The 26,685-nt window shown below is 61.2% G+C and carries 17 protein-coding genes; 16 read left to right on the top strand and 1 reads right to left on the bottom strand.

The window, feature by feature from the left end:
* From EYS42_RS08545 to EYS42_RS08535, 3 genes are read left to right on the top strand one after another with little or no spacing between them, the layout of a single operon-like run.
* Complete coding sequence (locus tag EYS42_RS08545) at window positions 1-1,161, top strand: ABC transporter permease (protein WP_130967740.1); 1,161 nt, start codon at window positions 1-3, stop codon at window positions 1,159-1,161.
* 10 nt (window positions 1,162-1,171) lie between these two features.
* Complete coding sequence (locus EYS42_RS08540) at window positions 1,172-2,356, top strand: ABC transporter permease (RefSeq protein WP_130967739.1); 1,185 nt, start codon at window positions 1,172-1,174, stop codon at window positions 2,354-2,356.
* 29 nt (window positions 2,357-2,385) lie between these two features.
* On the top strand, window positions 2,386-3,273 hold the full coding sequence (locus EYS42_RS08535; protein WP_130967738.1) for a fumarylacetoacetate hydrolase family protein: 888 nt from the start codon (window positions 2,386-2,388) through the stop codon (window positions 3,271-3,273).
* Here the strand turns inward: EYS42_RS08535 and EYS42_RS08530 are convergent.
* Window positions 3,261-3,857, bottom strand: coding sequence for a TetR/AcrR family transcriptional regulator (locus EYS42_RS08530; protein ID WP_165456688.1), 597 nt, complete (start codon window positions 3,855-3,857; stop codon window positions 3,261-3,263). The genes EYS42_RS08535 and EYS42_RS08530 overlap by 13 nt on opposite strands.
* Window positions 3,858-3,983: 126 nt before the next feature.
* Between EYS42_RS08530 and EYS42_RS08525 the strand changes: the two genes are divergently transcribed.
* The 13 genes from EYS42_RS08525 to uvrA all read left to right on the top strand — a co-directional run bounded on the left by EYS42_RS08525 (window position 3,984) and on the right by uvrA (window position 26,685).
* On the top strand, window positions 3,984-4,949 hold the full coding sequence (locus tag EYS42_RS08525; protein WP_130967736.1) for an alpha/beta hydrolase: 966 nt from the start codon (window positions 3,984-3,986) through the stop codon (window positions 4,947-4,949).
* A 162-nt stretch (window positions 4,950-5,111) separates the two neighbouring features.
* Window positions 5,112-6,200: a caspase family protein gene (locus EYS42_RS08520; RefSeq protein ID WP_165456687.1), complete on the top strand. Its 1,089-nt coding sequence runs from the start codon at window positions 5,112-5,114 to the stop codon at window positions 6,198-6,200.
* Entirely contained in the window at window positions 6,188-6,784 is a 597-nt protein-coding gene (locus tag EYS42_RS08515) for a sigma-70 RNA polymerase sigma factor region 4 domain-containing protein (RefSeq protein WP_130967734.1), read from the top strand. The genes EYS42_RS08520 and EYS42_RS08515 overlap by 13 nt, the downstream gene beginning before the upstream one ends.
* Before the next feature lie 3 nt (window positions 6,785-6,787).
* Window positions 6,788-7,420 (top strand): hypothetical protein, encoded by a 633-nt coding sequence (locus EYS42_RS08510; protein ID WP_130967733.1) that lies wholly within the window; start codon window positions 6,788-6,790, stop codon window positions 7,418-7,420.
* A gap of 18 nt (window positions 7,421-7,438) precedes the next feature.
* A complete protein-coding gene (locus tag EYS42_RS08505; protein ID WP_130967732.1) occupies window positions 7,439-8,161 on the top strand; it encodes a hypothetical protein in 723 nt (240 codons plus the stop codon).
* A 15-nt stretch (window positions 8,162-8,176) separates the two neighbouring features.
* On the top strand, window positions 8,177-9,076 hold the full coding sequence (locus tag EYS42_RS08500; RefSeq protein ID WP_130967731.1) for a DUF4384 domain-containing protein: 900 nt from the start codon (window positions 8,177-8,179) through the stop codon (window positions 9,074-9,076).
* A gap of 39 nt (window positions 9,077-9,115) precedes the next feature.
* Window positions 9,116-12,418, top strand: a complete 3,303-nt coding sequence (locus EYS42_RS08495; protein WP_165456686.1) for a M23 family metallopeptidase — start codon at window positions 9,116-9,118, stop codon at window positions 12,416-12,418.
* A 130-nt stretch (window positions 12,419-12,548) separates the two neighbouring features.
* Entirely contained in the window at window positions 12,549-14,210 is a 1,662-nt protein-coding gene (locus EYS42_RS08490) for a ShlB/FhaC/HecB family hemolysin secretion/activation protein (RefSeq protein WP_165456685.1), read from the top strand.
* Window positions 14,211-14,381: 171 nt separating this feature from the next.
* Entirely contained in the window at window positions 14,382-17,822 is a 3,441-nt protein-coding gene (locus EYS42_RS08485; RefSeq protein WP_245503588.1) for a two-partner secretion domain-containing protein, read from the top strand.
* A gap of 80 nt (window positions 17,823-17,902) precedes the next feature.
* Window positions 17,903-20,779, top strand: a complete 2,877-nt coding sequence (locus tag EYS42_RS08480; RefSeq protein WP_165456683.1) for a caspase family protein — start codon at window positions 17,903-17,905, stop codon at window positions 20,777-20,779.
* A gap of 36 nt (window positions 20,780-20,815) precedes the next feature.
* A complete protein-coding gene (locus EYS42_RS08475; RefSeq protein WP_130967726.1) occupies window positions 20,816-22,318 on the top strand; it encodes a caspase family protein in 1,503 nt (500 codons plus the stop codon).
* A 1-nt stretch (window position 22,319) separates the two neighbouring features.
* Entirely contained in the window at window positions 22,320-23,687 is a 1,368-nt protein-coding gene (locus EYS42_RS08470; protein WP_130967725.1) for a hypothetical protein, read from the top strand.
* 106 nt (window positions 23,688-23,793) lie between these two features.
* A complete protein-coding gene (gene uvrA, locus EYS42_RS08465; RefSeq protein ID WP_130967724.1) occupies window positions 23,794-26,685 on the top strand; it encodes an excinuclease ABC subunit UvrA in 2,892 nt (963 codons plus the stop codon).

The following is a 26,685-nucleotide window of genomic DNA, read 5'->3' as shown; positions in this document are numbered from 1 at the left end:
ATGTTCCTGTTCAAGCTGCTGCTGCAGAACGCTTTCCGGCATCGCCTGCGCACCTTGCTGACCATGGTGGGGCTGGTGGTCGCGATCTCGGCCTTCGGCCTGCTGCGCACCATTGTCGATGCCTGGTACGCCGGGGTGGACGCCACCTCGAGCACCCGCCTGGTCACCCGCAATGCGATCTCGCTGAGCTTTCCGCTGCCGCTCAGCCATGCCGAGCGCCTGCGCTCGGTCGATGGCGTGACCGGTGTGTCGTGGGCCAACTGGTTCGGTGGGGTCTACATCACCGAGCGCAACTTCTTCCCGCAGTTCGCCATCGAGCCGGCCAGCTACCTGGCCCTGTACCCCGAGTTCCGCCTGACCGATGCCGAGCGCCAGGCTTTCATCCGCGACCAGCAGGGTGCCGTCGTGGGCCGCAAGCTGGCGGCCCGCTTCGGCTGGAAGGTGGGCGACACCATCGCGCTGCGCGGCACCCTCTACCCGGGCACCTGGAGCTTCACCCTGCGTGGCATCTACCAGGGGCAGGACACCCGCACCGACGAGCAGCAGATGTTCATCCACTGGAAGCGCCTGGCCGAGCAGATCCGCGCGCGCAGCGGCAGCAGCAAGGCCGATCAGGTGGGGGTGTACCTTGTGCGCATTGCACAGCCCGACCGGGCCCCGCAGGTGTCGCAGGCCATCGACGCGCTGTTTCGCAACTCGCTGGCCGAGACCCGCACCGAAACCGAAAAGGCTTTCCAGCTGGGCTTTGTGTCCATGAGCGAAGCCATTCTGGTGGCGGTGCAGGCGGTCAGCTTCATCATCATCCTGATCATCATGGCCGTGATGGCCAACACCATGGCCATGACCGCGCGTGAACGCCTGGCCGAGTACGCCACGCTCAAGGCGCTGGGCTTTCCGCCACGCTTCGTGGTGCAGTTGATCGCGGGCGAAAGCCTGCTGATCGCCGGGCTGGGTGGCGCCCTGGGCATGGCCATCACCTTCCCGCTGGCGCAGGCCTTCGTGCAGGCCGCGGGCACCCTGTTCCCGGTGTTTCAGGTGTCGCAGCTCACGCTGTGGCTGCAGGCCCTGGCCGCGCTGGTGGTGGGGTTGGTGGCCGCCGCCTGGCCGGCCTGGAAGATGTCACGCATCGACATCGTGCAGGGCCTGAGGCACGTGGCCTGAAAGGCATGGCATGGCGTTCCACTCTTTGCCTCTGAGCCACATCGCCCGCAACCTGTGGGCGCGGCGCGTGACCACCTTGCTCACAGCCGGCGGCATGGCCCTGGTGGTGTACGTGTTTGCCACCGTGCTGATGATGAGCGAGGGCATCCGGGCCACGCTGGTGGCCACCGGGCACGAGGGCAACCTGATCGTGCTGCGCAAGGGGGCAGGGGCCGAGATCAATTCGGCCATCACCCGTGGGCAGGCGGCCCAGCTGGCGGCATTGCCCGGCGTGGCGGTCGATGCCCAGGGCCAGGCCCTGGTCAGCCGCGAGCCGGTGGTGCTCAACACCTTGCCCAAGCGCGACAGCGGCAAGCCCAGCAACGTGACGGTGCGCGGCACCTCGGCCACGGGGCTGGCCCTGCGCCCTCAGGTGCGGCTCGTGCAGGGGCGCATGTTCCAGCCGGGCACCCGCGAGATCGTCACCGGCCGGTCTGTGGCCCAGGGCTTTGCCGGGGCCGGGCTGGGCGAGACCCTGCGCTTTGCGGGCAGCGAATGGCGGGTGGTGGGGGTGTTCGACGCTGGGGGCAGCGGCTTCGACTCGGAGATCTGGGGCGACGCCGACAGCATGATGCAGGCCTTCCGGCGCCAGGCCTATTCCACGGTGGTACTGCGCTTGCAGCACCCGCAAGACCCGCAGGCTGCCGAAGCGCTGAAGGCACGCATCGACGGTGACCCGCAGCTCAGCCTGGAAGCCAAGCCCGAGGCCCAGTTCTATGCCGAGCAGTCAGAGGCCCTGGCCCAGTTCATCCGCATCCTGGGGCTGGCGCTGTCGGTGATCTTTTCCATCGGGGCGGTGGTGGGCGCCATGATCACCATGTTCGCCTCGGTGGCCTCTCGCATCGGCGAGATCGGCACGCTGCGGGCCCTGGGCTTTCGGCGCCGGGCCGTGCTGATGGCCTTCCTGACCGAATCGCTGTTGCTGTCGCTGGTGGGCGGTGTGCTGGGCCTGGCGGGCGCGGCCTTCATGCAGACGGTGCGCATCTCGACCGTGAACTTCCAGACCTTTTCAGAGATCGCCTTCCGCTTTCACTTCACGCCAGGCATTGCGGCGCAGGCCCTGCTGTTCGCACTGGCCATGGGCGTGGTGGGCGGCTTCATTCCGGCCTGGCGGGCCTCGCGCATGAAGATCGTCGATTGCTTGCGCGAGGCCTGAGGGCTCTCAAACCACGACACAATCAGCGCATGAAGCTCTGCACTTTCCTGCTCGACGGCCGCCCTCAGGCGGGCCTGGTGATGGCCGACGGCCTGATCAACCTCAGCCAGGCTCTGGGCCCGGCCTTGTCGGCTCACCAGCCCATGATCGACCTGATCACGCACTGGGCCACCCTGGGCCCACAGGTGGCCGCGCTGGCGCAGCAGCCTGCATCGGCCGCCCCGCGTGTGCCGCTGGTGCCGCGCGAGCTGCTGGCCCCCATCCCGCGGCCGGGCAAGACATTGGCCATCGGCCTGAACTACCTGGAGCACGTGCAGGAGCGCATCGTGGGCGAAAGCCGCACCGTGCCCGAGCACCAGATCTGGTTCCCCAAGCTGGCCAACGCCATCAACCCGCCGTATGCCGACATCGTGCTGCCGCGGGTGTCCACCCGCACCGACTACGAGGCCGAGATGGTGGCCGTGATCGGCCAGCGCTGCAAGCACGTGGCACCCGAGCGCGCCCATGAGGTGGTGTTCGGCTACGCGGTGGGCAATGACGTGTCGGTGCGTGACTGGCAAAAGCGCACCAGCCAGTGGACGCTGGGCAAGTGCTTCGACACCCATGCACCGTTTGGCCCGTGGATCACCACGGCCGACGAGGTGGGTGATGCCCACGCCCTCGAGATGAAGGGCTGGGTGAACGGCGAGTTGCGCCAGCACAGCAACACCCGCCTGATGATGCACAACGTGTGGGCTCAGATCGCCCTGATCAGCCAGGCCATGACCCTGGAGCCGGGCGACGTGATCTTCACGGGCACCTGCAGCGGTGTGGGCGCGGCGTTCGATCCGCCGAAGTTCCTGCGCGATGGCGATGTGGTGCGCGTCGAGATCGAGAAGCTGGGCGCCATCGAGGCGCGCTGCGTTCAGGAGGCCTGAGGCTCCAGCGACTTCAGCACCGCCTGGATGAACTCGTTCACCGTGGGGGTGAGGTTCTCCAGCGCATGGGCCTCATCTTGCTCGATGGCCTGCAGGATGAGCTCATTGATGCCGCCCACGATGGCCGAGGCCAGCACCGGGCTCAGGGGGCGCTTGCGGGGCTCGACCGTGCGGGTGAACTCCACCTGCAGGATCAGGAACTGCGCGAACTGCGTGGCCATGGCCCGGCGCACGGCCAGGCCTTTTTCGCCCAGGCTCATCAGCGACAGGTACAGGGCCTTGAGCAGGCCCGGGCGCTGCTGCAGGTGGCGCAGGTAGGTGCGCGTGAGCTGCTCCAGCTGGCCCACCCAGTCGGCCAGCGGGTTGAAGCCCAGCACGATCAGGCGCAGCACCTGCTGGCTTTCATGCTCGCACAGGGCCAGGAACAGCGCTTCCTTGCTGTCGAAGTGCTCGTAGAAGGTGCGACGTGACATGTGCGCCGCACTCACGATGTCGGCGATTGTCACCTCGGCGAAGCTGCGTGTTTCCAGCACGCTGGCCAGGGCGTCGAGCAGGCGGGTGCGGTGGTCGGTGTCGGGGGCCATGGTGCGGGTGAGGGCTGAAACAGACGTCAAGCGGTACTTGACAGTACCAATGCAGGCCAGTCTAATGCGGGCTTACCTGGTACTTGAGCGTACCAACTTGTGTGGCCCATCACTCGAAAGAATCTCATGAAACGCATCGCCTGGCCCGGTTTGTTGTGGGCCACTGCCATGTCTTCCTTGCTGGTCACCGGCGCCCGGGCTCAGACCCCCGCCGGGTACGACGTGGTCAACGCCAGCTTCGCCTGCCAGAACACCACCTGCGACGCCGAAATGTGGCTGCCCAAGGGCGTGAACAAGCCGCCGGTCATCGTCATGGCCCACGGCTTTGGCGCCCTGAAGGATTGGGGCCTCAAGCCTTTCGCCCAGCGCTTCGTGCAGGCCGGCTTCGCCGTGGTGCGATTCGACTACCGCGGCTTTGGCAAGAGTGGCGGACAGCCGCGCCTGGTGGTCAATGGCAAAGAGCACGTGAAGGACTGGGTGTCGGCCATCGACGCCATCAAGGCCCGCCCGGAGGTCGATGGCAACCGACTGGGCATCTGGGGCTCGTCGTACAGCGGCGGCCAGGTGCTGGTGGCCGCGGCCGAGCGCCCGGGTGTGGTCAAGGCGGTGAGTTCGCAGGTGCCTTTCGTGAGCGGCCTGCAAAGCGCGCTGAAGTTCCCGATCACCAAACTGCCGCTGGCCAACTGGCTGGCCCTCAAGGACATGCTGCGCTCGGACAGCGAGCAGCCGGTCTATGTGCCCATCATCGCCAAGGAAGGCGAGATGGCCGCCCTGATCTGCCCCGAGTGCGAAAAAGGTTACGCCCAGCTGGTGCCGCCCGGCGGGCACAACCAGGTGGCCGCCCGCGTGTTCCTCACGCTGCCCTTCTGGTTCCCAGGCCATTCGGCCGACAAGGTCGAAGCGCCCACCCTGGTGATCGCGGCCGAGAACGACGGCCTGATCCCGGTCAGCGGCGTGCGCGACACCGCAGCCAAGCTCAAGAAGGGTGAATACGTCGAGCTCAAGGGCGCCGACCACTTCTCGCCCTATGCAGGCCCCCTGTTCGAACAGGTGGTGGGCAAACAGACGGCCTTCTTCAAGAAGAACCTGTGACGGACAGTGCGCGGCCCCCCCTTAAATAAGTGTGCGTTGTTTGTGAGGAACGGTAAACATATGTTGCGAGCCTTACGATCTTCGGAAACATACCGAGCAAGCAGGGAACGCTAGGAAAAAACCTTCGTATCCCCCGGGGGGATACCGATGAAAGTGTCTGGCGTGGCCCTCCAGCAAATTGGGGGGCTTGGCAGGTGGATCGTTCTGTTGCTGTTGGGCCATTGGTTGGCGTCCGCCGCGCATGCAGAGACCTTTGCGGTGCTCGTCGGAGTTTCTCGGTACGCCCGACAACCGGACTTGGCCGAGCTACGTGGCGTTGGCAACGACACCCTGCTCATGCAGGCTGCTTTGGTGAGGTTGGGACTCAGCGAAGAACGGATCACGGTACTCAGTGATGACCCTCGCCTTTCCGCCTTGAGCCCCACCCGGGATCGCATTGTTCGTGTTCTCGAGGAGGGCGCAGCGAGAGCGAAATCGGGCGACTGGTTGGTCCTCTATTTCTCTGGCCACGGAACACGTGTCCCGATGAGGTCGACGACCGATACCGTGGACAGTCCAGCTCACCCGGAGCCCGACGGCCTCGATGAAGTTTTTCTGCCTGCCGATGCTGGCCGATGGAACCCGCGAACTCGATCGCTGGAAAACGGCCTGTACGACAACGATTTGGCACTCCTGATTCGAGCATGGACGCAGAAGGGCGCATCGGTCTGGGCCATCTTTGACACATGCAGTGCCGGCGACATGGCCAAAACTCATGCGCTCTTGGGTGCTCCTCCCACCTTCAAGCGATCTGTCGCGCCAGCTTCGCTTGAAGTGAGCGCATCAGACTTGGTGCGACCGAGTTCCAAACGTCTTTCAACTGGTTCCCTGAGATTGAAGGGGCCCGAGACTTCGCAGGAAATCTACTTCTACGCAACACAGCCTGAGGAGGTTGCTTTGGAAGAAAAACTGCGCCCTCCAATCAGTTGGCCCGAGTGGCTGGACGGTGGTCGTCAGAACCCGCGCTACTTTGGGTTCTTCACCCATGCGCTGGTGTCTGCTCTGGAAAATCAACCCAAGACTTTCCAGGAGTTGGCTGAACGGACGATGCGTTTCCACGCAACGAAACCCCTTGCCACCCCCGTGTTTGAGGGGGTTTTGCAAAGGGGGTTCGATCTTTTTGTTCGACCTGCGGAGAAAAAGCCCAACAAGCACCGTCCTTTCCTTCCAACGGGGCCGTCCCGAGATGGAGGAAACAGATGGAGCAGATGAGTCTGGAAAGAAGGCAGCGCCTCCAAACCTTGGTGGCAGCCTATCGCATGGCACCGTCCAACGGGCCAGTCGCCAGGGCGCTGTATGAGGCCCTTCAGCCTGTTGCCATGTCGGTGATCAGGAAAAAGCGGGTGGCCAAGTGCGATCAACACGTCTTGTGCAACGAAGCGCTGTTCAAGGTGTTCCAGTTTCTGCCCACCCTGGATGACGTCATGGCCCTCGAGTGTTGTGTGCTCAGAGCGACTCACTGGGTCACAGCTGATTACTTCAGAGCGAAAGCGAAAGTCGAAGCTTGGGAGGTCCTTTCCGATTTGGACGAGCAGGATGCTGAGGGCCGCATGGGCTTTTCCGAGTGGGCCACTTGCATTGAAGACCCGATTGTTCGGCGCTGCTTGACACGTCAGATCGAAGCGTTTGCAGCCGATCACCCCATGAAGGCGGCGGCTGTTGATCTCATTGACATCTGTGGCCACAGTCGGGATGAGCTGGCCAAACATCTCGGCAAATCCATCGATCAGCTTTCCAAGTACCTCTACAAGTGTCGAGCTGAATTGCTCGGCTACCTGAGTGTTTGCGAAGGTTGAACCATGGATCAGAACATGCCTGACTGCAACGCATCGCATTCGGTTTCAAGTCTTTGGGTCGATGCATTGCGTGGAGATGCCACGGTGGATGCATCAAGGCCTGATGTGGCCGATGCTCTTGCGTTGCGACAGTTGCTGCAAACCGCGCGCGCCTACCAGGTTGAAGAGTTGTCACCCCAAGAGCGTGAAGAGGGCTGGATCCATTTTGAGGCGAAGGCTACTCAACAGGGTCTTTGGTCGCAGCCTCAGGTGCGATTCAGGAGCGGTCATGCTGCCAATGCGGCGCTGTTCGCAATCACAGCCTCTTTTGCTGCATTGATGGTGATTGTCGGTGGCGTTCTCGCACCTCTGCCGCCGTCAACCGATGCAGATGGTGAGATCGTTGCGCGTGGATTCGATCGAGTGCAGCGAGTGAGCTTGTCTGATCCATCCAGGCAGCGGGCTCTCCTCGACATCAAGGCAGCACTTGACAGCCTGGGTGTCAAGCACATGGAAAAGCGGTGGAGAGGAGGCATCCAGATCATGGCCAAAGTTGAACCGAAGCACCGCGATGCCATTGAGGAGGCGTTGAAACCCTTCAGTCTGTCCGTGCCTCCAGATGGACATCTCAACCTTGTTTTCACATCTCAACCCTGAAACATCCAAGGAGCTCGAATGAAAACCAAAAGCGCTGCGATGGTGGCCTTGACATGTGCTTTTCTAAGTGCCACAGCGTTTGCACAGCAGCTCAATGCCATCAAGGTCAAGGACATGGTCGAGCGCACCTTGTCTGGCGCTCCCACGGGGCAAGATGCCGTGAAGCTTAGTTTTGTTCTGGTCAACAAAGATGGCACGCTGCAGATGGAGCGTGCGGCCCATTTCCCTTTCTACACAGGTGAGCGTTTCAAGGCCAAATTGCTGAGTTCCCGCAATGGAACCTTGCAGTTGACCAACATCAACCCTGCAGGAAAAGCCACACCTTTCCGGGTGATCGCGGTTCAAGCGGGTGTTCCAGCGTATTACCCGCCAGAGGCAACGAATGTGCTTGAGTTCGCCAATTTGACTGGCGAGGAAACCCTGCGTGTGACCTTCACGCCCGATCAGGTCGTGAACACGCAAGTGCAGTCAGCTGCGACATCCACCGGCACAGATCCTGTGTCGCTCTACGGACTTGCAACATCCCCTGCCGATGCTCCCGTGGGTCAACCGGCCACTCATGCTGGCATGCCTCAGCCTACCCGAGCATCCGATTACTTTGCCAATGTCTCAGGCAAGGCCTACACCTACTCGAAGGACATGCGAGAGGTGGTTCTGGAGTCCCCGCAATCGACTTTGTTGGTCAGACCTTCTGGCACTGGCAATCTCCAGTTCGATGTCAAGGTCATGCACCGCAACTGACGCAAGGATCAATTCATGAAACAGACTGGCTTGCCCTTTCCGCAAAGAGCATGGACTCCATGTTTGATTGCGGTCGCTTGTGTCGCGTTGCTTCAGGCCCCGGCAGGTGCTGCCTCAGACTCCGAACATGGCGCGAGTGTGTCTGATGCTGCCCCCAAGATGGTGGCCGGCATCGTCTCTGCTGTTTTGAGCAACGTGGTCGCGGCGGGTGCTCAGGCGATGCTGAACCGGGTTTTTCCAAGCACCTCAGACGTGGCTGCAGGTCGAAGCTCACCCTGCTACGCCGCAGTCCCCCGCCCCGCAAGCGTCTCCCAAGCAGTGCGTGATGAGTTGGTGCGTTCGGGTTGCATGTTGGTAGGGCAGTCAATCCAGCAGGCAGCGCAGGTAGCCCAAGGCCGCTTGAACAGTATCGTCACAACAGATCAGCCTTTGCTCACACCCTTGATTCAGACGGCTTCAGGGGCCTTCAACTATCAAGGCATTCGGGTCAGCGCGCTCATCGTCGATGACCGTGGACAGGTCCTTGAAGAGCGGTCTCTTGGCCAGCCGTTCTATGCCGGCGAGAAGATCAAGCTGAAGATCCAGTCCACCTACTCGGGTGCCTTGGAAGTACAGCATCAGGCGCCGTCTGGTCGAGTCAAGCAGTTGTTCCCGAAGGCCGGCGTCGATCAGGTGCTTTTGGTAGCAGGTGCAGAGATGGTGCTGCCCCTCGGTCACTCAGCGTACGAATTCTCTGGAGACACCGGTGTCGAGCGTTTGCGTCTGACCGTGCGAGAGCAGGGTGGCAGTCCACACGCTGCGAGCGCTCCGGTCTATCGGCAAGACACCCCTGGGCAGAGTTTTTATGCGGTCGAAGCCAATGGCGGCTCAGCCATCGTTTCACAGGAGATTTCGATCGCCCATCGCCAACGGTGAGTATCGGCTCTTTGCCAAACAAATGAACAGGTGTGTGATATGCGAATGAAGATGAATGTTCCGACCATAGGAGTGGCCGTTTCTTTGGGCGCAGTGGTCGTTGCAGTAGGGCACGGTTCAGCCGTGGCCCAAACTGCCAGCGTCAGTGCATTTGAGGCCATGCAGGCGCAAGCAGGCGGTCCGATTCAAGGCAGCTTTCAAGTCAAGGGAACCTTGCTCAGCTTGGTGCGAGTGCACGCTGCTGGCGCTGATCAGGTGGCTGCCTGCTACCTGGACTTGAGTAAAACGCCGGGCAGCAAGACTTTTGCCTTCAATGGGGTAGGCTGGACCAGCGAGAACAATCGTGCCTGCGCCTCAGCGTTGCCGCCGAATGGTGCATCTGGCGTCGTGCATTTCAAGCTGGAAGTTCGTGACAGAAACCAAACGCTGGTTGAGCCTGCCATGTGGCGAGGGGTCGCTTACGCAGGCAAAAATCTCGCGGCACCAGCACCAGCACCAGCACCAGCACCAGCACCAGCACCAGCACCAGCACCAGCACCGCCTTCACCTGCTGTGCAGGTGCACGGTTTCACCGTGCAGGAGCCTGGCATTGATCGTCCCATCACGGGCACCGTCAATGTGTCTGGCAACTTGCGCACGTTGAGGGTGCACGCCACCAGATCTCTCTCAGGGCCTTCGGCATGTTTCACAGAGTTGCGTCCTGTCTCTGGCACTCAAAGTTTCAGCTTCTCCGGTAACTGGCAGCCCAACCCCAGCAGCACGGTGTCATGTGCCAGCCTGCTGCCACAGCCAGGAGGCCAAAGTTTGATCTTTTTCAAGGCAGAGGTCGTGGGCACGGATGGCGTGCAGGTGTTGGTCAATGGTTTGGCGCCACAAGTGGCGGCGACCTATAAGTTGAGTCAGCAGGTCACTCCGCTCAAAGTGACGGGCGTCAGCCCGCTCCAAGTACCGCTCGATTGCCCTGGCACTCAGCCTAAACCAGTCACTTTCACCGTGTCTGGTTACAGCCTGCCAGCCAGTTTGGTGATTGATGTGCCGGGTGCGCTTTGCCGCAACGATGCGAAACCATCGGTCAATCAGGTGACCTGTGAAATCAACCCAAACAGCAACCAGGTGATTGTGAAAGACCGGCCCCAAGCGCAGGGGGGGGGCGAGATCGCTCGCTTTCAACTTTTGGTGCAAAAGCCAGCATGCCAGATGCCTGTTGTTGACGCTCCCAACGGTAGCGCTTTGACGGGCTTCAATCCAGACCCTCTGGCGAAGTGGAGGGAGTGGCAGTCCGGAGACGAGCGAGTGAACAATCCGCAATTGCGAGATGGCAATGCCTACAAGCTGTCCCCAGCGGAAATCATTTATCACGCTGCCAAAGAAAATGACATGAACCCTGTGTTCTTGCTGGCCAAACTCCAGCACGAGCAGAAACTCATTTCAACTACCTCCACATCCCGCGCCGACTTGGAGGAACGTCTGGATTTCGCGACGGGCTATGGCCTTTACGACAGCAACAAGCGCAATACGCAATGGAAGGGTTTTTACCCGCAGGTGGTCGCTACAGCGTTCCAGTTCGGTGCGTCCATGCGGCAATCTCGTGACTTTGAAACGCAGTTGTTCAGGTACTCGACTCAGTCAACTTCGGTGTCCACTGTCAAGACCCTGTATGCACAGTACGCCCCGTTGATGAACCGCATTGCAGGCACGAACCACAGTGCCACGCCATTGGGCTGGGCCCACACCACGGACTTCCGCAGCATCACCCCTCAGCACATTCAGGCGTTCCTGGATCAGCATCCGGGGCACTTGCGCAATCCACGGCTTTTTGATGGCAGCGTCAGTGGTTCTGGTCAAACACTGATCACTCCAGGCACCACCGTCACGCAGCCGTTGGCAAGCATTGATGTGACTCAGCATTTCGGTCGTTACTTGGGGCCCTACAAGGGCATCAATTACAACGGCTATCACCCCGGTACTGACTTCCGTGGAGCCCCTGGCACACCGGTCAGGGCGATTGCCGACGGCGAGGTCACACGCGTGGCGTCGGCCATCCCCGGTAACCCGGGGGCCCTCGGTTGGTACACCATCGTCAAGCACCCCACCTTGAATGTGCGCAGCGTGTATGTGCACACAGCGCAACCTCAAGTCGCGGTGGGTCAGCAGGTCAAGGCTGGTCAGCAGATTGCAGTGTTGGCCAACCCCGCCTGGGTGCCACCTCATTTGCACCTCGAAGTTCAAAAAGGGGACAGTCGAGTGCTCGACTCGAAAGGGGGCCCCGTACCTTTCGTGGGGCGGTACACCACACCCAAGGGCAATCGCGGCTACGTGATCAAGCCGACAGATCTCAGCGCTGTTTGGTTGGACCCACTGAAGTTCATCAGCGGTGGTGGGGCATACGCCAAGGGCGACGCGACGCCTGCAGCGATGCCCGCAGTGGTTCAAGAGCCCTTGGACCTCACGACGCACAACTTCGTGATGTCCCCGCAGACGGACGATCCGGAGCTGTCCAATCAGGTCACGCGCCAACAGGTTCTCAACCAGGTCATGGCGCTCGGTGTGAGCAAGGGGCTGTCCAAAGACGCCAGCATGACTGAAGCCCAACGCTTGGGCATCTTCCAAGGCGCCACACTGGCCCGCCCCAACGAGACAGCTTCGCGCATGGAGATGGCCTTGATGGTGCAAAGGCTGGTCCAAGCGGCCAACTTGCCGCAAGTCGCCCAGGGTGCGCGCTTCACAGTGGACGAGTTTGGCAGCACGCCAGAAGCCTCAGAGCAGGACTACATGGGTGTCACCAACCGCCTTTATCAATGGGGCATTGTCAATGGCCAGCAAGATCACCTGGGCGATTGGCGCTTCTACCCCACTCGCAAGGCCAGCGCCTATGAGCTGGGCGAGGTGCTCAAGCGATTGGAGCAATTGGTGCCTTTCAAGCAGCCAGATGTTGTCCTCAACAACCCAAGCCCTGTGCAGCCCAGCCCAGTCGATGAGCGGCCCGTGTCTACAGCAGTTGCCATTTCGGTGAGCAACCCGAACCCGGTGGTGGGTGAGCTCGTGCAGGTGAATCTTGACGGCACGTTGGCCAAGGGCCCCGTGGACATCTACCTCTACCTGAAGGTGGAACAGCTGGGTGGTGCCATTGCCTGGTACTACGACCGAAGCCTGCATGACGACCAGGCACAACGCAAGCCCTGGCGTGCAGGCGTGACGGGCCCCACCTTGCCTGAGACCAATCCCATCTTCCAGTACACCACCCGTGTGCCGGGCAACTATGTGGTTGGGGTGCTTGTGGTGCCCGCGGGCTCACCCGTGAGCATGGCCGATGCGGTCGAGACAAGTTTCACGGTTCGCTGATGTGACGGGGTTACCGCGGGGTTTTCCAGTGTCCTGACGGTCATTCATTCTTGGTCAAAGCGATGCGAATGCATCGCGACAGCTTGGTGCCATCTTCATGTTGTTCTTCGCTGTTCGTTCTGAACGCTCCATGTTTCTACAGTCTCAACGAGCCCTCACAGTGGTCTTGTCAGCGTTGTGCAGTACCGCTGCCCTGGCAGAGATCCATCGCGAGTTGCCGCCTGATCCGCGTCGCGACATCGTGGTCGAACCGGGCCTGACCCCCAGGCAGGCCGTGATCAGCATTCCGGCGCTTCCCCCAGGCGCAGCACCCAGTGGTGCTGTTGATCAGCTGGTTCACTTCAAGGAGTTGCAGTTCGAAGGCAATCAAGCCGTCAGCGCTGAAGAGCTGAAAGCCCTTTGGCCTGCCTTCACTGGTCAGTCGAGACCACTTTCTGATGCTTGGGCGTTGGCATCGATGGTGACCCGCGCTTACCGAGCCCGCGGCATGGTGCTGACCCAGGCCATCGTCCCGCCCCAGCAGTTCAAGGCAGATGGCGGTAGCCTGCGTATTCAGGTGGTTGAAGGGTTTGTGGATGCGGTCAGCTGGGATGTCAAAGGTTTGAGCAGCACGGAGGCTTTACAGCCTTTCGTTGAGCCATTGTTGGTGCAGCGTCCGCTGTCCCTGGCGCTGCTGGAGCGCCAGTTGCTGCTTTTGAACGAGAGCGGTGCTGTGCAGGTGCGCGCTGTGTTTGCTCCGTCGACAACCACGGCGGGGGCGTCGACCTTGCTGTTGGTGGGCGAGCGCAGCACAGCCTCGGGTGCCCTCAGCGCGCACAACCGCACCAGCGATGCCTTGGGACCCGTTCGTTACGAGGCTGTGGGGCGGGTGACAGGTGTGGTGGGACTGCTGGACCAGCACCGATTGCAAACCAACACCTCGCTCAATGGCAACGTTGACATCCTGTCTTACGGAGGCCAAGTGCCCTTGGGTGGAAAAGGCTTGCAACTGGCTTGGACCGCCAGTGCAACACGTTCGCGCACTGAAAGCATGGAAGGGTTCAAGGTCAACACTGAGAGCCAGTCTGCTTCGGTCAGCCTGTCCTACCCGATGTGGCGCTCTCGTCTGCACAACCTGGATGTGCGCGCTGAGGTGTCTGCCAATGACAGCGAATCACTGTTCGAAGGTGAGCGGTTTTCGCGTGACCGCATTCGCAAGGTCACGCTGGGGATGACTTGGGAGCGAGTGAACCTGGCAGGCGGTGTGTCTCGACTGGACGTGGATGCCCACCAAGGTTTCCTTGGGCTGGGCTCTTCCGCGCGTGACAACGAATGGGCGACGCGACTGGGGGCCCGCACTGCGTTCACCAAGTACACCGTGTACGGCGCGCATTTGCAACCATTGTTGGGCCGCCTGTCTGGCTTGCTGGCACTGCAAAGCCAGTACACCCCACACCGTTTGCCTTCGGCCGAAACCTTTGCACTCGGAGGCGAGGCTTTCCTTCGCGGGCATGACCCGTCTGTGCTGTCAGGAGACCGAGGCACCGCCCTCAAGCTCGAGTTGCGTCAGGGCTTCTCGGTGAGCGGAAAGCCCCTCACAGCCTACGCCTTCAAGGATTTTGGCTGGGTGTGGAGTGTCCGCAGCCAGCAGGGTCACCAGCACCTGGGCTCAGCCGGTTTGGGCTTGCGCCTCGATTTCTCCCCACGCGTGCGAGGTTTTGTCGAGTGGGCGCATCGCTCCAACACCGACACGACCACCTCCATCGATGACCAAGACGCCAAGGTCTATGCCGGCCTGACGTTTGAGCTTTGACCTGATACCCCGCAACACATCATGACGCCACGCCATACAGATTCTGGTCGTGCCCGCGCGGCACGGTTCCAACCCCGTCTGCTCACCTTGTTGATCGCGCAGTGCTGTGCGGCGGCCTTCAGTCTGCATGCCGGCCCAAAGGCCCAGGCAGCCCCACAGGCTCCCGTGCTGATGCGTGGTGATGTGACCGTCACAGTTCAAGGTGGTGCGACTTTGGTGCAGCAGCGCAGCGACAAAGCCGTGGTCAACTGGGCCAGCTTTGGCCTCGCGGCAGGTGAGACATTCCAGCTGCAGCAGCCGGGTGCGCGTTCGGCGCTCTTGAGCCGGGTCACGGGCCATGAAGCCTCCCGCATCGATGGCCATGTCCAGGCCAACGGGCGGTTCTTCTTGTTGAACCCCAACGGTGTGATCGTTGGCAAGCAAGGGCGGCTGGACGTGGGCGGCCTGATGCTGTCCACCTTGGCCATGAGCGATGACGACTTCATGGCGGGGCGCCATGCACTGAGCGCCACAGGGCGGGGCGGTGCTTCTGTGGTCAACGAAGGCGTGATTCGGGTGGCCGATGGAGGCGCAGCCGTTCTGGCTGCACCCGTGGTGGAGCAGCGAGGCCTCATCAAAGTCAAGCTGGGCAAGGTGGCGCTTGCGGGCGCCGAGACGCTGTTGGTCGACTTTGACGGTGACCAGCTGATCAGCTACGCCATTGACCCCGCCACCGCCAAAGACCTTGACCTGCACCGCCGCGTGGACCACAGCGGTCAGATCGAAAACGAGGGCGGTCATGTCGAACTGAGCACGGCTGATCTGCAACGCGTGATGAACAGCGTCATCAATCTCACGGGCACCGTATCGGTGGATGCAGTGGAGCGCCAGGGCGGCACCATCGTCCTCAAGGCTGGTGGGCAAGGGCAGATCAACTTCAACGGCCGGGTGACAGCGCAAGGACAGCAAGGCGGCACGGTGCATGCTCAGGCCAAGGGCATTGACCTGGGTCCGCAAGCCCAGGTATTAGCCTCCGGCCAGCAGGGTGGTGGCCAGGTCTTGATGGATGCGCGAATGGCCGACGCCCCCGACATGGCGTTGCAAAAGCTGGTGGTGGCGCGTGGCGCTTTTGTGGACGTGAGCGCCAAACAAAGCGGTGACGCGGGCCAGGCCCTGTTTTACGCCAATGCTTTGACCCAGTTTGATGGGCAAGTGCTGGCCAAGGGTGGCGCCACGGGTGGTGATGGTGGCTTTGTGGAGGTTTCTGCCCGAGAGCGGCTGGCTTACGACGGTGATGTGGACGCTTCTGCTGTTTCAGGTCGCGCGGGCCAGCTGTTGCTGGATCCAGCCAAGCTGCGCATCGTGAACAATGCCGCTGAGGCCGAGGCGGGCGAGTCGGCACTCAGTGTGGTCACTCTGAACCGCAACTTGCGCCGTGGCACCAATGTGATGGTGCAAGCCGATGATCGGCTGGTGGTGGCTGCCGTGGTCGACGGCCGCTCGGCCACCGACCAAGCCCCTACAGGCACCCTCACGCTGGAGGCCACGCGGGGTGACTTGAACGTGTTGAACCACGTGCTGGCAGGCAATGTCTTCCTGAAGGCCGGTGGGCAGATCAATTTGGCCGCCGACAAGCTGGTGCTGAGTGCGGGCGCGCTGAACATGCAGGCGGGCGGCCCTGTCAACCTGGCGGGTGCCCTGGTGGGTGCACAGATTGACATCAACGCGTTGGGCACGTTTGCCTTGCTGGACAATGCCTTCATGGACGCCCGCCAAGGTGGTGTGAATGTGCGTGCCAGCCAGATCAGCACCGCAGCAGGCCTGGTGCAGGCCGCCGGGCTGGTCAGCATGCAATCGCAAGGTGGCTTGACGGTGGGGCAGGGCGGTGTGCGCTCCACGCAAACGGGTGGCGTGTCACTGGTGGCCGCACAAGGCGACATCCAACTCAACGGCAGCGTGGGTGTGCGCACCGGCGAGTTCACGGTGAGCAGCCTGAATGGGCGCATCGATCAGGCCTGGGCGCCCGCTGAAGGCCAAGCGGCCAGCCAGGGCGTGACCCTGTCGGGCGGGCTGTACGAAAAGGCGGGCCAGCCAGGGCAATGGGCCAACGGCGATGCCAACTCGGGCGTGACAGCCACGTTCACCGCGAAGGGTGACATCAGCCTGGGTGCGATGGAAGGCTTCAGCCATGTGGCCCTGGCATCCACCCAAGGCAATGTGATCTTGAACCTGGCCTTGGGTGGCAGTGAAACCGGGTTCGGTCCAGTACCAGGCGCACCGGCTGCGGGCTTGCCTTTGATCGGCAGCATGAGCATTCGCGGGGTGGGGGCCGAGCTCAATGGTTTGAACCTGCTGGGCACACAGGCTGGCGCGGGCCTGGATGTGGACGTGAGTGGCAACTTGATCTCCAACCTGGCCATCGGGGTGACCTGGGGCGACATCAAGCTCAAGGCGGGTGAGGATTTTTACCTCGGCAACAACATTTTCTCGCGGGGGAAGGATGAGATGTTGGAGGGGGGAGGTTTCAAGAGGCAGGTGTATGGGATTGACATCAAGGCGAAGAATTTGGTGTTGTTCAACAATTTGTCTTCTGAGTCTGATTTTGCAGTGTTGGCCGATGATCTTAAGGTGGCGAAGATAACAATTTCCAACTCTCCTCTCAATTACTTGGGGGGTATGCTTCCTGAAATTTATTTCTCCTCCGATGATGTCGTTGTTGGTGTTTTTTCGGGGTTGGGTGCGTTAGCTGTCGGCCTTGATGATGATCACGGTTTGAGTATTTTGGGTTTGGGGAGGCCGCCTGTTGGTCTTTTGTCTTCGCAAGGCATATTGTTGAAGTTGTCTACCCAAGGTTTTGCCGTAGACGCTGAAACTGGCGTTGTATCCAGCTTTGAAGTCTTGGGTAGTCTTTTGAGTAACTACTACTCTAATAATGAGGATTTGGGAAGTTATCAGTTAATTCTTGATGAGGTTAAGAGGTCTTTGGGTTCAGCAAAGGGCCTGTCTGTCTCCGGTTTTGGGGTTGACTACACAAGTCGTTGGGGTGATGATTTATCAGAATTTAAGTCCCAAACGTTGGTTATTTCGCAGGCCGCTGCAGCTTGCACTTCTTGTTATGGGTATTCTGTTGAGTACAAAGATGATTTGTACGGTCGAGTTTATTTGAAGGGTGCTGATGGGTTAATGCGTGGTGTTTTTTATGATGCATTGATTTCTCATTACAGTACGGAATCGGGGTTGGCTATAAGGACGGACACTTCCGGTAATCCGCCAGTCGGTGGTACTATTTTTGGTGGGGTTTTGGGGGGTGATCAGGCGCAGTCTTCCAGTTATAGTGGTTTGAAATATTCTGCTGTTGGCTCTGTTTTTGGTTCGGCTTCGGTGATGAATGTTTTTGGTGGGGGTGATGATGTTTTTAATGATTCTTCGGTCATTAATCGAGGTGTTGATGTTGCTTATGGTTCGGCTTACTCTGATGAGTTGTTTTTTGGTAATGGTGCTTGGCTCGCCTCCCGTCCCGCCTTCAACCTCGGCCTAGGCGGCGTGATGGGCTCGGCCCCGCTCTTGCCGCTGGACTCGGAGGCCCTACACGCAGCCTCGTGTGATGCTGTCGACGGCTGCAACGATCGCTGAGCATGTCGATCGACCTCACAGCGTGGGCAGTCAATGTCGCCCGAACAACTGCGAAGTGGTCCTTGTCTATGACTGTCGCCGTGTCCGCGCTTGCCAGCCAAGAAGTTCTGCCTGACCTTGAGGCACGCGTCGCTGCCGACGTGCACACGGGTGACATTCACCAGATCCGACTCTCGCGTGACGGACAGCGCCTGGTGTCCATCGGTCACGACAAGTTCCTGCTGGTTTGGCGAGCAGCTGACTTGCGCCTGATGCGCCGCGTGGTGCTGCCCAGCGGGCGAGGCCATGCAGGCGTGTTGCGGGCATTGGCATTGACGCCCGACGGACAGCGCGCTTTTGTGGGGGGAGTGGTCTCCCCCGATCCTCAAGCAGAGGGCGAGGTCTATGAGGTCGACCTGCAAAAAGGCGAGTTGCTGTCACGCATCCGCTTGCCCTCTGCGGCTGAGTCAATGGACATTGATGCCAGTGGTCAGCGCCTGGCTGTGGGTCTGCACCGTGGTGGCGTGCAGGTGCTGGACGTTCAGACCCGCGCCAAGCGTTTCGCCGATGATGCTTATGACGCCACCGTCAAGTTCGTGCATTTCGCGCCCGACAGCCGCTTGGCCACCACGGCTGACGACGGCATGGTGCGCATGTACGACGATCAAGGCAAGCTCGCTTGGTGGAAGCGTTTTGTCGAGACCCAGCCCGGGGGGGGGTGTCAGGCGCGCAGCATGGGCGGTGGACGCTTCTCGCCCGATGGACGTTACTTTGCATTCGGCTACCAGGATTGCCCACAAACTGTGGTGCTCGATTTTCAAGCATCCAAGGTCATTGCTGTTCCGCGGGGTGAATCCTCGCCCGACTCCCTGTGCTGCATCAGCTGGTCGCCTGACAGCCAGCGCCTGTACACCTATGGCCGTCATGCCCCAGGCAAACAGGCCATGCTTTATGTCTCGAAGGCCGTTGATGGCTTTCAGGCGGTTCAATCGCTGAAAGTGCAGGCCCGTTCGTTCAGCAATTCAATTCCTCTGGCCGACGGTGGGCTGTTCGTGGCCACGCAAGACCCGGGCATCTTGCGTCTGCGGCCCGACGGCTCGGTTGCGCTGGCCGTCAAGAACCAGGCCATGCCCACCGAATTCAAGCAGGGACTGTTCTATACCAACCATGAAGGCACCAGCGTCACCCTGCCAGACGCACAAGGCGGCTGGGTGAGCTTTGATGTGTCTGCCCCCCCGTCCGTGGGCCTGACGGTTGATCCCAGCTTCAAATTCAAGGATTCGTTCAACGGCGTGCGCCATGGTCAGGGCTTGCGCTTCGAGTGGCGTCATTCGGGCACACATGCACAAGCACTGCTGGTCAATGGCGTGGCTGTGGGTTTGGGTCGCAATGAGCAAGTTCGGGCCCATGCAGAGCATCCGCAGGGCCAGGCCTACTATCTGGGCGGCAACTGGCGCGTTGCCAAAGTGGGGGCAGATGGCCAAGTACAGGCTGTGGCTGACACGACATCACCTGCTCGCCACCTCACGGTCTCGGGCAATGGACGGTGGCTGATCGCCATGCTGGGTGATGGCACGGTGCGTTGGTACGATGCACAAACGCTGGGCCAGCCCGTCTTGTCACTCTATGCAGAACCCCAGCGTGGCGAGTGGGTCGCGTGGACGCAAGAGGGGCACTATTCCGCTTCCAGGCATGGCGATGAGTTTCTGGGCTGGCACGTGCCAGGCCTTTCTGGCAGCGCACCGCGGTTTCTGCATGCTTCACAGTTTCTCAACGAACTCTATCGACCAGACCTGATCGCGAAGGCGCTTGACGCCTCATCGGTGCAATCCAAGGCGCTGAACAACGTGGCGCAAAGGCTCAATGCGCTGTCTGCCCCCAGGGTCCGTGTCAGCGTGAGCCGTGACGGCCAAGGCGCAGCCACCATCCGCTGGAGCGCTCAGGCAACCGGCCGCCCCTTGAGCACTGCAACCGTGTATGTGGACGACGTGCCGGTGCTGCAGTCAGACCTGGGCCAACAGCAAGCGGTGCAGCGCGAGCTGGCTTTGCCCGATGGTTTCTCAGGCGACAGCGTTCGTGTCGAGGTGTCTACCGATGCCTCGCTTGGTTTCGATGATTGGTTGCCCACACAGCCTCGATCACTCACGGCCCACCAGAACCAAGGCCGACTTTTTGTGGTGGCCATGGGTGTGAACGACTTTGCTGAATGTCGACAAGGGGCCTTGTGTCAGGGTGAGCCCCGTCATTTGACCAATGCGCCTGCTGACGCGGAAGCATTGACTCAGGCATTGGTCGCAGGCAGCACCGGTGTTTTCAGCGAGGTCGCTTCGGTGCAGTTGCTGATTCCAGGCAGTCCGACCCCGCCCACCAAAGGTCATCTGATAGCGGCCATGGCCAAGCTGAAAGATGCCGGGCCGCTCGACACCGTGGTGTTCTTCGTGGCGGCACATGGTGTCGAGGCCCGCAGCGGCAGGCGGTACTGGTTTGTGGGTGAAGACGCCAGAATGGCTGACATCAAAGCGATCTTGCAAGGTGCAGAGACAGCTTCCAGTTTGGTGTCTTCTGACGAAATTCAAGCGCTGCTCGACAAGGTGCCTGGACGTCGGTTGGTGGTGCTCGACACCTGTCATGCTGGTGCTGTGGGTGCCAAGAGCGACCACTTCTCGGTGGCCAAGCGCAGTGCGGCGCGTCGCATCGCATTCCTTGCTGCGTCACAGGGCGGGCAGTCTTCGTACGAGCACATTGATGAGGGCAACGTGAAGCATGGGGCATTCACGCATTACCTCCTGGAGGCCTTGCGGAGCGCCCGCGACACCAACGGCGCCATCACGCTGTTGTCTGCTTTCGAGCATCTTCAACCCAGGGTCGCGGACATGTCCCGGAAGTTTGGAAAAGGCAATGTCATCCTGCAGTCGCCCGTGTTGTTTGCCCCACCAGTGCTGCGTCAAATGCCGCTGATCCGTCGGCAAGGCATGTGACCCATCGATTCAATTCACCACATCGGGAGAGAAAAAATGCGTGTGCGCTTCAAGCGATCGTCTTCTGCTTACCCATGGGGCTTGAGCCTGCTGTTGGCATGCCCCGGTTGGGCTCATGCCGAAAACCTGGCTTTGGTCATGGGCGTGGCCAATTACGCGCAGGCACCCCTTGAAGCCGTGGCGATTGACATTGAGAACGCCAAGAAATTCGCCGTGAACATGGGCGTTCCCGAGGCCAATGTCACGGTCCGGCAAAATGCAGACCTGACCCTGATCGGCCTGCGCGATGCCTTGGATGCATTTGCCCGCAAGGTCAAGCATGGTGACCGAGTGTTCATTTATTTTTCGGGGCACGGGACCAGTTACGCCCGCGCTGATGGTCAGTGTGAGCAAGCGTTGGTCACGCAAGACATGGGCAGCATGCCCCGCGACGAATTCCAGCAGCGGATCCGTCCCATCTTGGAGCGTGCAGCCAAGTCTTTTGTTTTTCTGGATACATGCCATTCCGGCGGTGTGATTCAGGCGTCGAAGGGGGGCATTCGAGGCGCCCATGGCAACCTCCCGATGGCGAAGTTCTGGCGGGCAAAAAATGACGGCGGTGCGGTTTGCCAGCGGGTATCGAATCAGGTCGGCAAGAACCGTGACTTGTACGCAGACGCCGCACAGTCGGCAGCCAACCAGTACTACCTGGCGGCATCGAGACCCGATGAGGTGGCGATCCTGGATCAGTTCGACGGCAGTTGGGCCACGACGGCATTGTTCAACTGCGCCACAAAGACCGCTGTGGCTGACACATCCAAAGATGGTGTGATCACGCTGGACGAAGCCAAGCAGTGCGCACAAAACGCCATCAATGCACGCCTGACCAGCAGCATGCAACAGCAAAGTGGGTTCCCCTACACCGCCATGAATCTGGTGTCAGGCGGCGGCGCAGGGGCGGGTGCCATGCCCGTGGCATTCACAGCAGATGTCACACAGAATGGACAACCGGCGGGGAACGCAGCCATCTCGACGTTCAACCTCCTCGATGCGATCGCGCAAGGTGCCGACGGTCTGCACAGAGTTCAATTGGACATGATGCCGTCTCGCTTGCGCATCCGTGTCGACAACCTGAACATGAAAGTTGTGTCGTCGATGAGCGGCTACCTGAACTTGTTCATGGTGGGATCAAGCGGCAAGGTGTACAGGTTGTTTCCCAACCAATATGACCAGGACAACCTGATCCAGGCCAATGTTCCATTGCAGCTGCCGCGACCTGCATGGCAGGTGAAGGCTCATGGACCCGCGGGGCGTAACCGCATGTTGGCCTTGGTGGCAAGTACGCCTCATCGGTTCGACGGTTTGGGTCTGCCTGAAGGGCCATTTGCCTCGCTGCCGCCAGTGGCCAACAGCGCCAAAGACATCGTGGAGCGAGTGATCAATCCTCCGGCTGATTGTGCGTCCGTTCCTCCCAAGAGGGATTTGTTTGCTGCCCCTGCGCCATGTTCATCCACCTACGCGGCGGGGTGGGCTGACGTGCTGGAAGTGGATGGACAGTGAAATGAGCCGTCAGATGTGGACTGATCCTCGGGCTTGGGCATGCTGGGCTTTCGGTGCGACTCATGCGTTGTCTGTGCTTGCCATGCCACTGACGGTACAGGTTGACCCGAAGGCCCCGGTGGTGGGCGAGGTCGTCAGTGTTCGTCTCTCAGGTCAGCTCCCTGCCGACCACCAAGACATTTATGTCTACCTGAAGGTTGAACAGTTGGGCGGAGCGATCGCTTGGTACCACGATCGTGCCCTGCACGATGAGATCAAAAAGCCATGGCGCGCCAATGTGAAGGGGCCTGAGTTACCTGAGCATGGCGTGATCTTGCAATACAGCGTCAAGCAACCTGGGCGCTACGTCGTGGGGGTGGTGAGTGGGCCGGTTGGCGCCCAGGTGAGTTTGGCCAACGCGCATGAGGTTGTGTTCGATGTCATTGCCTCAGGCGCTGCTGTGCCGACATCATCGACACCAGCACCAGCACCAGTGCTCAAGGTGTTGGATGTGTCAAAAAACATCCTGCAGGGGGAGTCGCCGCTGTTCACCGTTTCGATGGAGGGGCCCAAACAGGGCGTGTTTGCCAAGTTGGGGCAGGGGGCGTTCGTGGAGTTGACAACGACAGACGAGCAACCGCTGAAGATCTACCGGGGCAAGTTGCCCGCGACCGAGCCTGGGGCGGAAGTTCAGTACGTCATTGAAGCGCGAAGTGAAAGTGGTGCAGTACGTACAAGTTTGACTGGCTCTGTGAAAGTGGAAGCCGCGACCGACGCGCTGATTGGGCCGAACCCGATGCCCGCTGAGGTGATCAAAGGCATGCCACTTGCGTTGAAGTTTCCGACAGGTAAAAGCCCTGCCGACATGTGGCTTCAATTTCCCGATCCGATTGGCAAGGTCATGTTGACCGGTGCAACGCTTAACCGAGCTTTTGCGGATCCGCCAGGCGCATATGCCTACCAGTTGATGCGTAAAGATCACCTGGGTAATGTCTATGCCATTCAGGGAGCGTCTGGCACTTTGACCATCAAGGACGGGGTTCTTCCGTTGGCGTTCGTCTCTACAGATGTTCGTGTGGTGGGCGCGCCCCTTGAAACGGCCCAGCTGATCCAGCCTGGCGGTTCGGTGTCATTCAAAGCCAAAGATGTGTTTCAGTTCCAGGTGAAGACCAACGTTGCCGTTCCCATGGTTTACGTTCGAATCATTGGATTGAATTGGAACAAAGGCATGAACTCGGCCTATGGCGATAAGAGCACTTGGAGCACTCAGATGGGTGGGCTGGCCAAAGGGGCACACGATGCCTTGCTGTTTGTCAGTGAAGACATCTATAACGCTTCCAGTGTGATGAGTAAACCTGAGCCCATCAGTTTCAAGATCTTGGTGGATTGAGCTTACGTAGCGTGCGTCAGGGTTGAATCGTCTCCATGATCTGGTCCGGGCAGGCCAGCCGTCGTATCATGGTTGATTGGCCTGCCCGCGTTGAAGCCCGATCCCAATGTCTGCCCCTGATGTTCCCCTGAGCGCCACGACGATCCACGTGCGTGGCGCCCGCACCCACAACCTCAAGAACATCGACCTGGACCTGCCCAAGCACCAGCTGGTGGTGATCACGGGCCTGTCGGGTTCGGGCAAGTCGAGCCTGGCCTTCGACACCTTGTATGCCGAAGGCCAGCGCCGCTACGTGGAAAGCCTGAGCGCCTATGCGCGCCAGTTCCTGCAGCTGATGGACAAGCCCGACGTCGACGTGATCGAGGGCCTGTCACCGGCCATTGCCATCGAGCAAAAGGCCACCAGCCACAACCCGCGCTCCACTGTGGGCACGGTGACGGAGATTCACGACTACCTGCGCCTGCTGTACGCCCGCGCCGGCACCCCGTTCTGCCCCGAGCACGGCCTGCCCCTGCAGGCCCAGACCGTCAGCCAGATGGTCGACGCCGTGCTGGCCTTGCCCGAAGACACCAAGGTGATGGTGCTGGCCCCCGTGCTGCGCAACCGCAAGGGCGAGCACGCCGAGCTGTTCGCGCAGATGCAGTCGCAGGGCTTCGTGCGCTTTCGGGTCGATGGCGAGGTGGTCGAAGTGGCCGACCTGCCCGCCCTGGGCACGCAAACCAAGCACAACATCGACGTGGTGGTCGACCGCCTCAAGGTGCGCGCCGACATGGGCCAGCGCCTGGCCGAAAGCCTGGAAGCGGCGTTGAACATGGCCGAAGGCCGCGTGCTGGTGCTGGAGATGGACACGGGTGTCGAGCACCTGTTCTCGGCCAAGTTCGCCTGCCCGGTGTGCAGCTATTCGCTGGCCGAGCTGGAACCGCGCCTGTTCTCGTTCAACTCGCCGCAAGGCGCCTGCCCCACCTGCGATGGCCTGGGCCAGGTCATCGCCTTCGACCCCGAGCGCGTGGTGGCCTTCCCCTCGCTCAGCCTGGGCAGCGGTGCCGTCAAGGGCTGGGACCGCCGCAACCCCTACACCTGGTCGCTGGTCGAAAGCATCGGCCAGCACTACGGGGTCGATGTGGAGCAGCCTTTCGAGGAGCTGCCGCAGGCCTTTCAGCAGGTGATGCTGTACGGCTCGGGCGAGGTCGAGATCGAATTCACCTACGAGGCCGACGGGCCGGCCAAGAACGGCGTGAGCAAGAAGCGCAAGGTCAAGCGCAGCCACCCCTTCGAAGGCATCATCCCCAACTTCGAGCGCCGTTTCAAGGAAACCGATTCGGCTGCCGTGCGCGAAGAACTGGGCCGCTACCAGCAGCCCAAGGCCTGCCCCTCCTGCCATGGCCACCGCCTGCGCACCGAGGCCCGCCACGTGAAGATGGTCGATGCCGTCTCGGGCGAAGGCAAGGCCATTTACGAGATCGGCCGCGCCACGCTGGCCGAGGCCCACCGCTACTTCGAAGGCCTGCAGCTGCAAGGCGCCAAGGCCGAGATCGCGGCCAAGGTGGTTCAGGAGATCCGCTCGCGCCTGCGCTTCTTGAACGACGTGGGCCTGAGCTACCTCAGCCTCGAACGCAGTGCCGACACCCTGTCGGGCGGCGAGGCCCAGCGCATCCGCCTGGCCTCGCAGATCGGCTCGGGCCTGACCGGCGTGATGTACGTGCTCGACGAGCCCAGCATCGGCCTGCACCAGCGCGACAACGACCGCCTGATCGGCACCCTGCGCCACCTGCGCAACCTGGGCAACAGCGTGATCGTGGTCGAGCACGACGAAGACATGATCCGTGCGGCCGACCACGTGGTCGACATGGGGCCGGGGGCGGGTGTGCATGGCGGCAAGGTGCTGTCGCAAGGCACGCCCCAGCACATCGAAGGTGACCCGGAAAGCCTGACCGGCCGCTACCTGGCCGGCGTGCTGCGCATCGACGTGCCGCGCCAGCGCCTGCCCTTCACGGCCGACACACCGCGCCTGCGCGTGGTCAATGCGCGCGGCCACAACCTCAAGGGCGTGACGGCCGAGTTCCCGCAAGGCCTGCTCACCTGCGTGACGGGCGTGTCCGGCTCAGGCAAGTCCACGCTGGTGAACGACACGCTGTACGCGGCCGTGGCCCGCAAGCTGTACCAGAGCCACCTGGAGCCTGCGCCGCACGACGAGATCGAAGGGCTGGAGCTGTTCGACAAGGTCATCAACGTCGACCAGAGCCCCATTGGCCGCACGCCGCGCAGCAACCCGGCGACCTACACGGGCCTGTTCACGCCCATGCGCGAGCTGTTCGCCGACGTGCCCATGGCGCGCGAGCGGGGCTATGGCGCCGGGCGCTTCTCCTTCAACGTGGCCGGTGGCCGCTGCGAGGCCTGCCAGGGCGACGGCGTCATCAAGGTGGAAATGCATTTCCTGCCCGATGTGTACGTGCCTTGCGACATCTGCCAGGGCAAGCGCTACAACCGCGAAACGCTGGATGTGCAGTACAAGGGCAAGAACATCCACGAGGTGCTGAACCTGACCGTGGAAGACGCCCTGCAGTTCTTCAGCGCCGTGCCCAGCATCGCGCGCAAGCTGCAGACCCTGATGGACGTGGGCCTGGGCTACATCCGCCTGGGGCAAAGCGCCACCACGCTGTCGGGCGGCGAGGCCCAGCGCGTCAAGCTGGCGCAAGAGCTCAGCAAGCGCGACACCGGCCGCACGCTGTACATCCTCGACGAGCCCACCACGGGCCTGCATTTCCACGACATCGCCTTGCTGCTCAAGGTGCTGCACCAGCTGCGCGATGCGGGCAACACCATCGTCATCATCGAGCACAACCTCGACGTGATCAAAACGGCCGACTGGCTGATCGATGTCGGCCCCGAGGGCGGTTCAGGGGGCGGCACCATCCTGGTGGCGGGCACACCCGAGCAGGTCGCGGCCTGCGAGGCCAGTCACACCGGGCGTTACCTGAGGCCGCTGCTGGGGGGCTGA

Source organism: Aquabacterium lacunae, from assembly GCF_004310865.1.
Lineage (GTDB): Bacteria > Pseudomonadota > Gammaproteobacteria > Burkholderiales > Burkholderiaceae_C > Aquabacterium > Aquabacterium lacunae.
The sequence above is the reverse complement of the archived record's forward strand: the minus strand, read 5'-3'. Positions and strand labels throughout refer to the sequence as shown.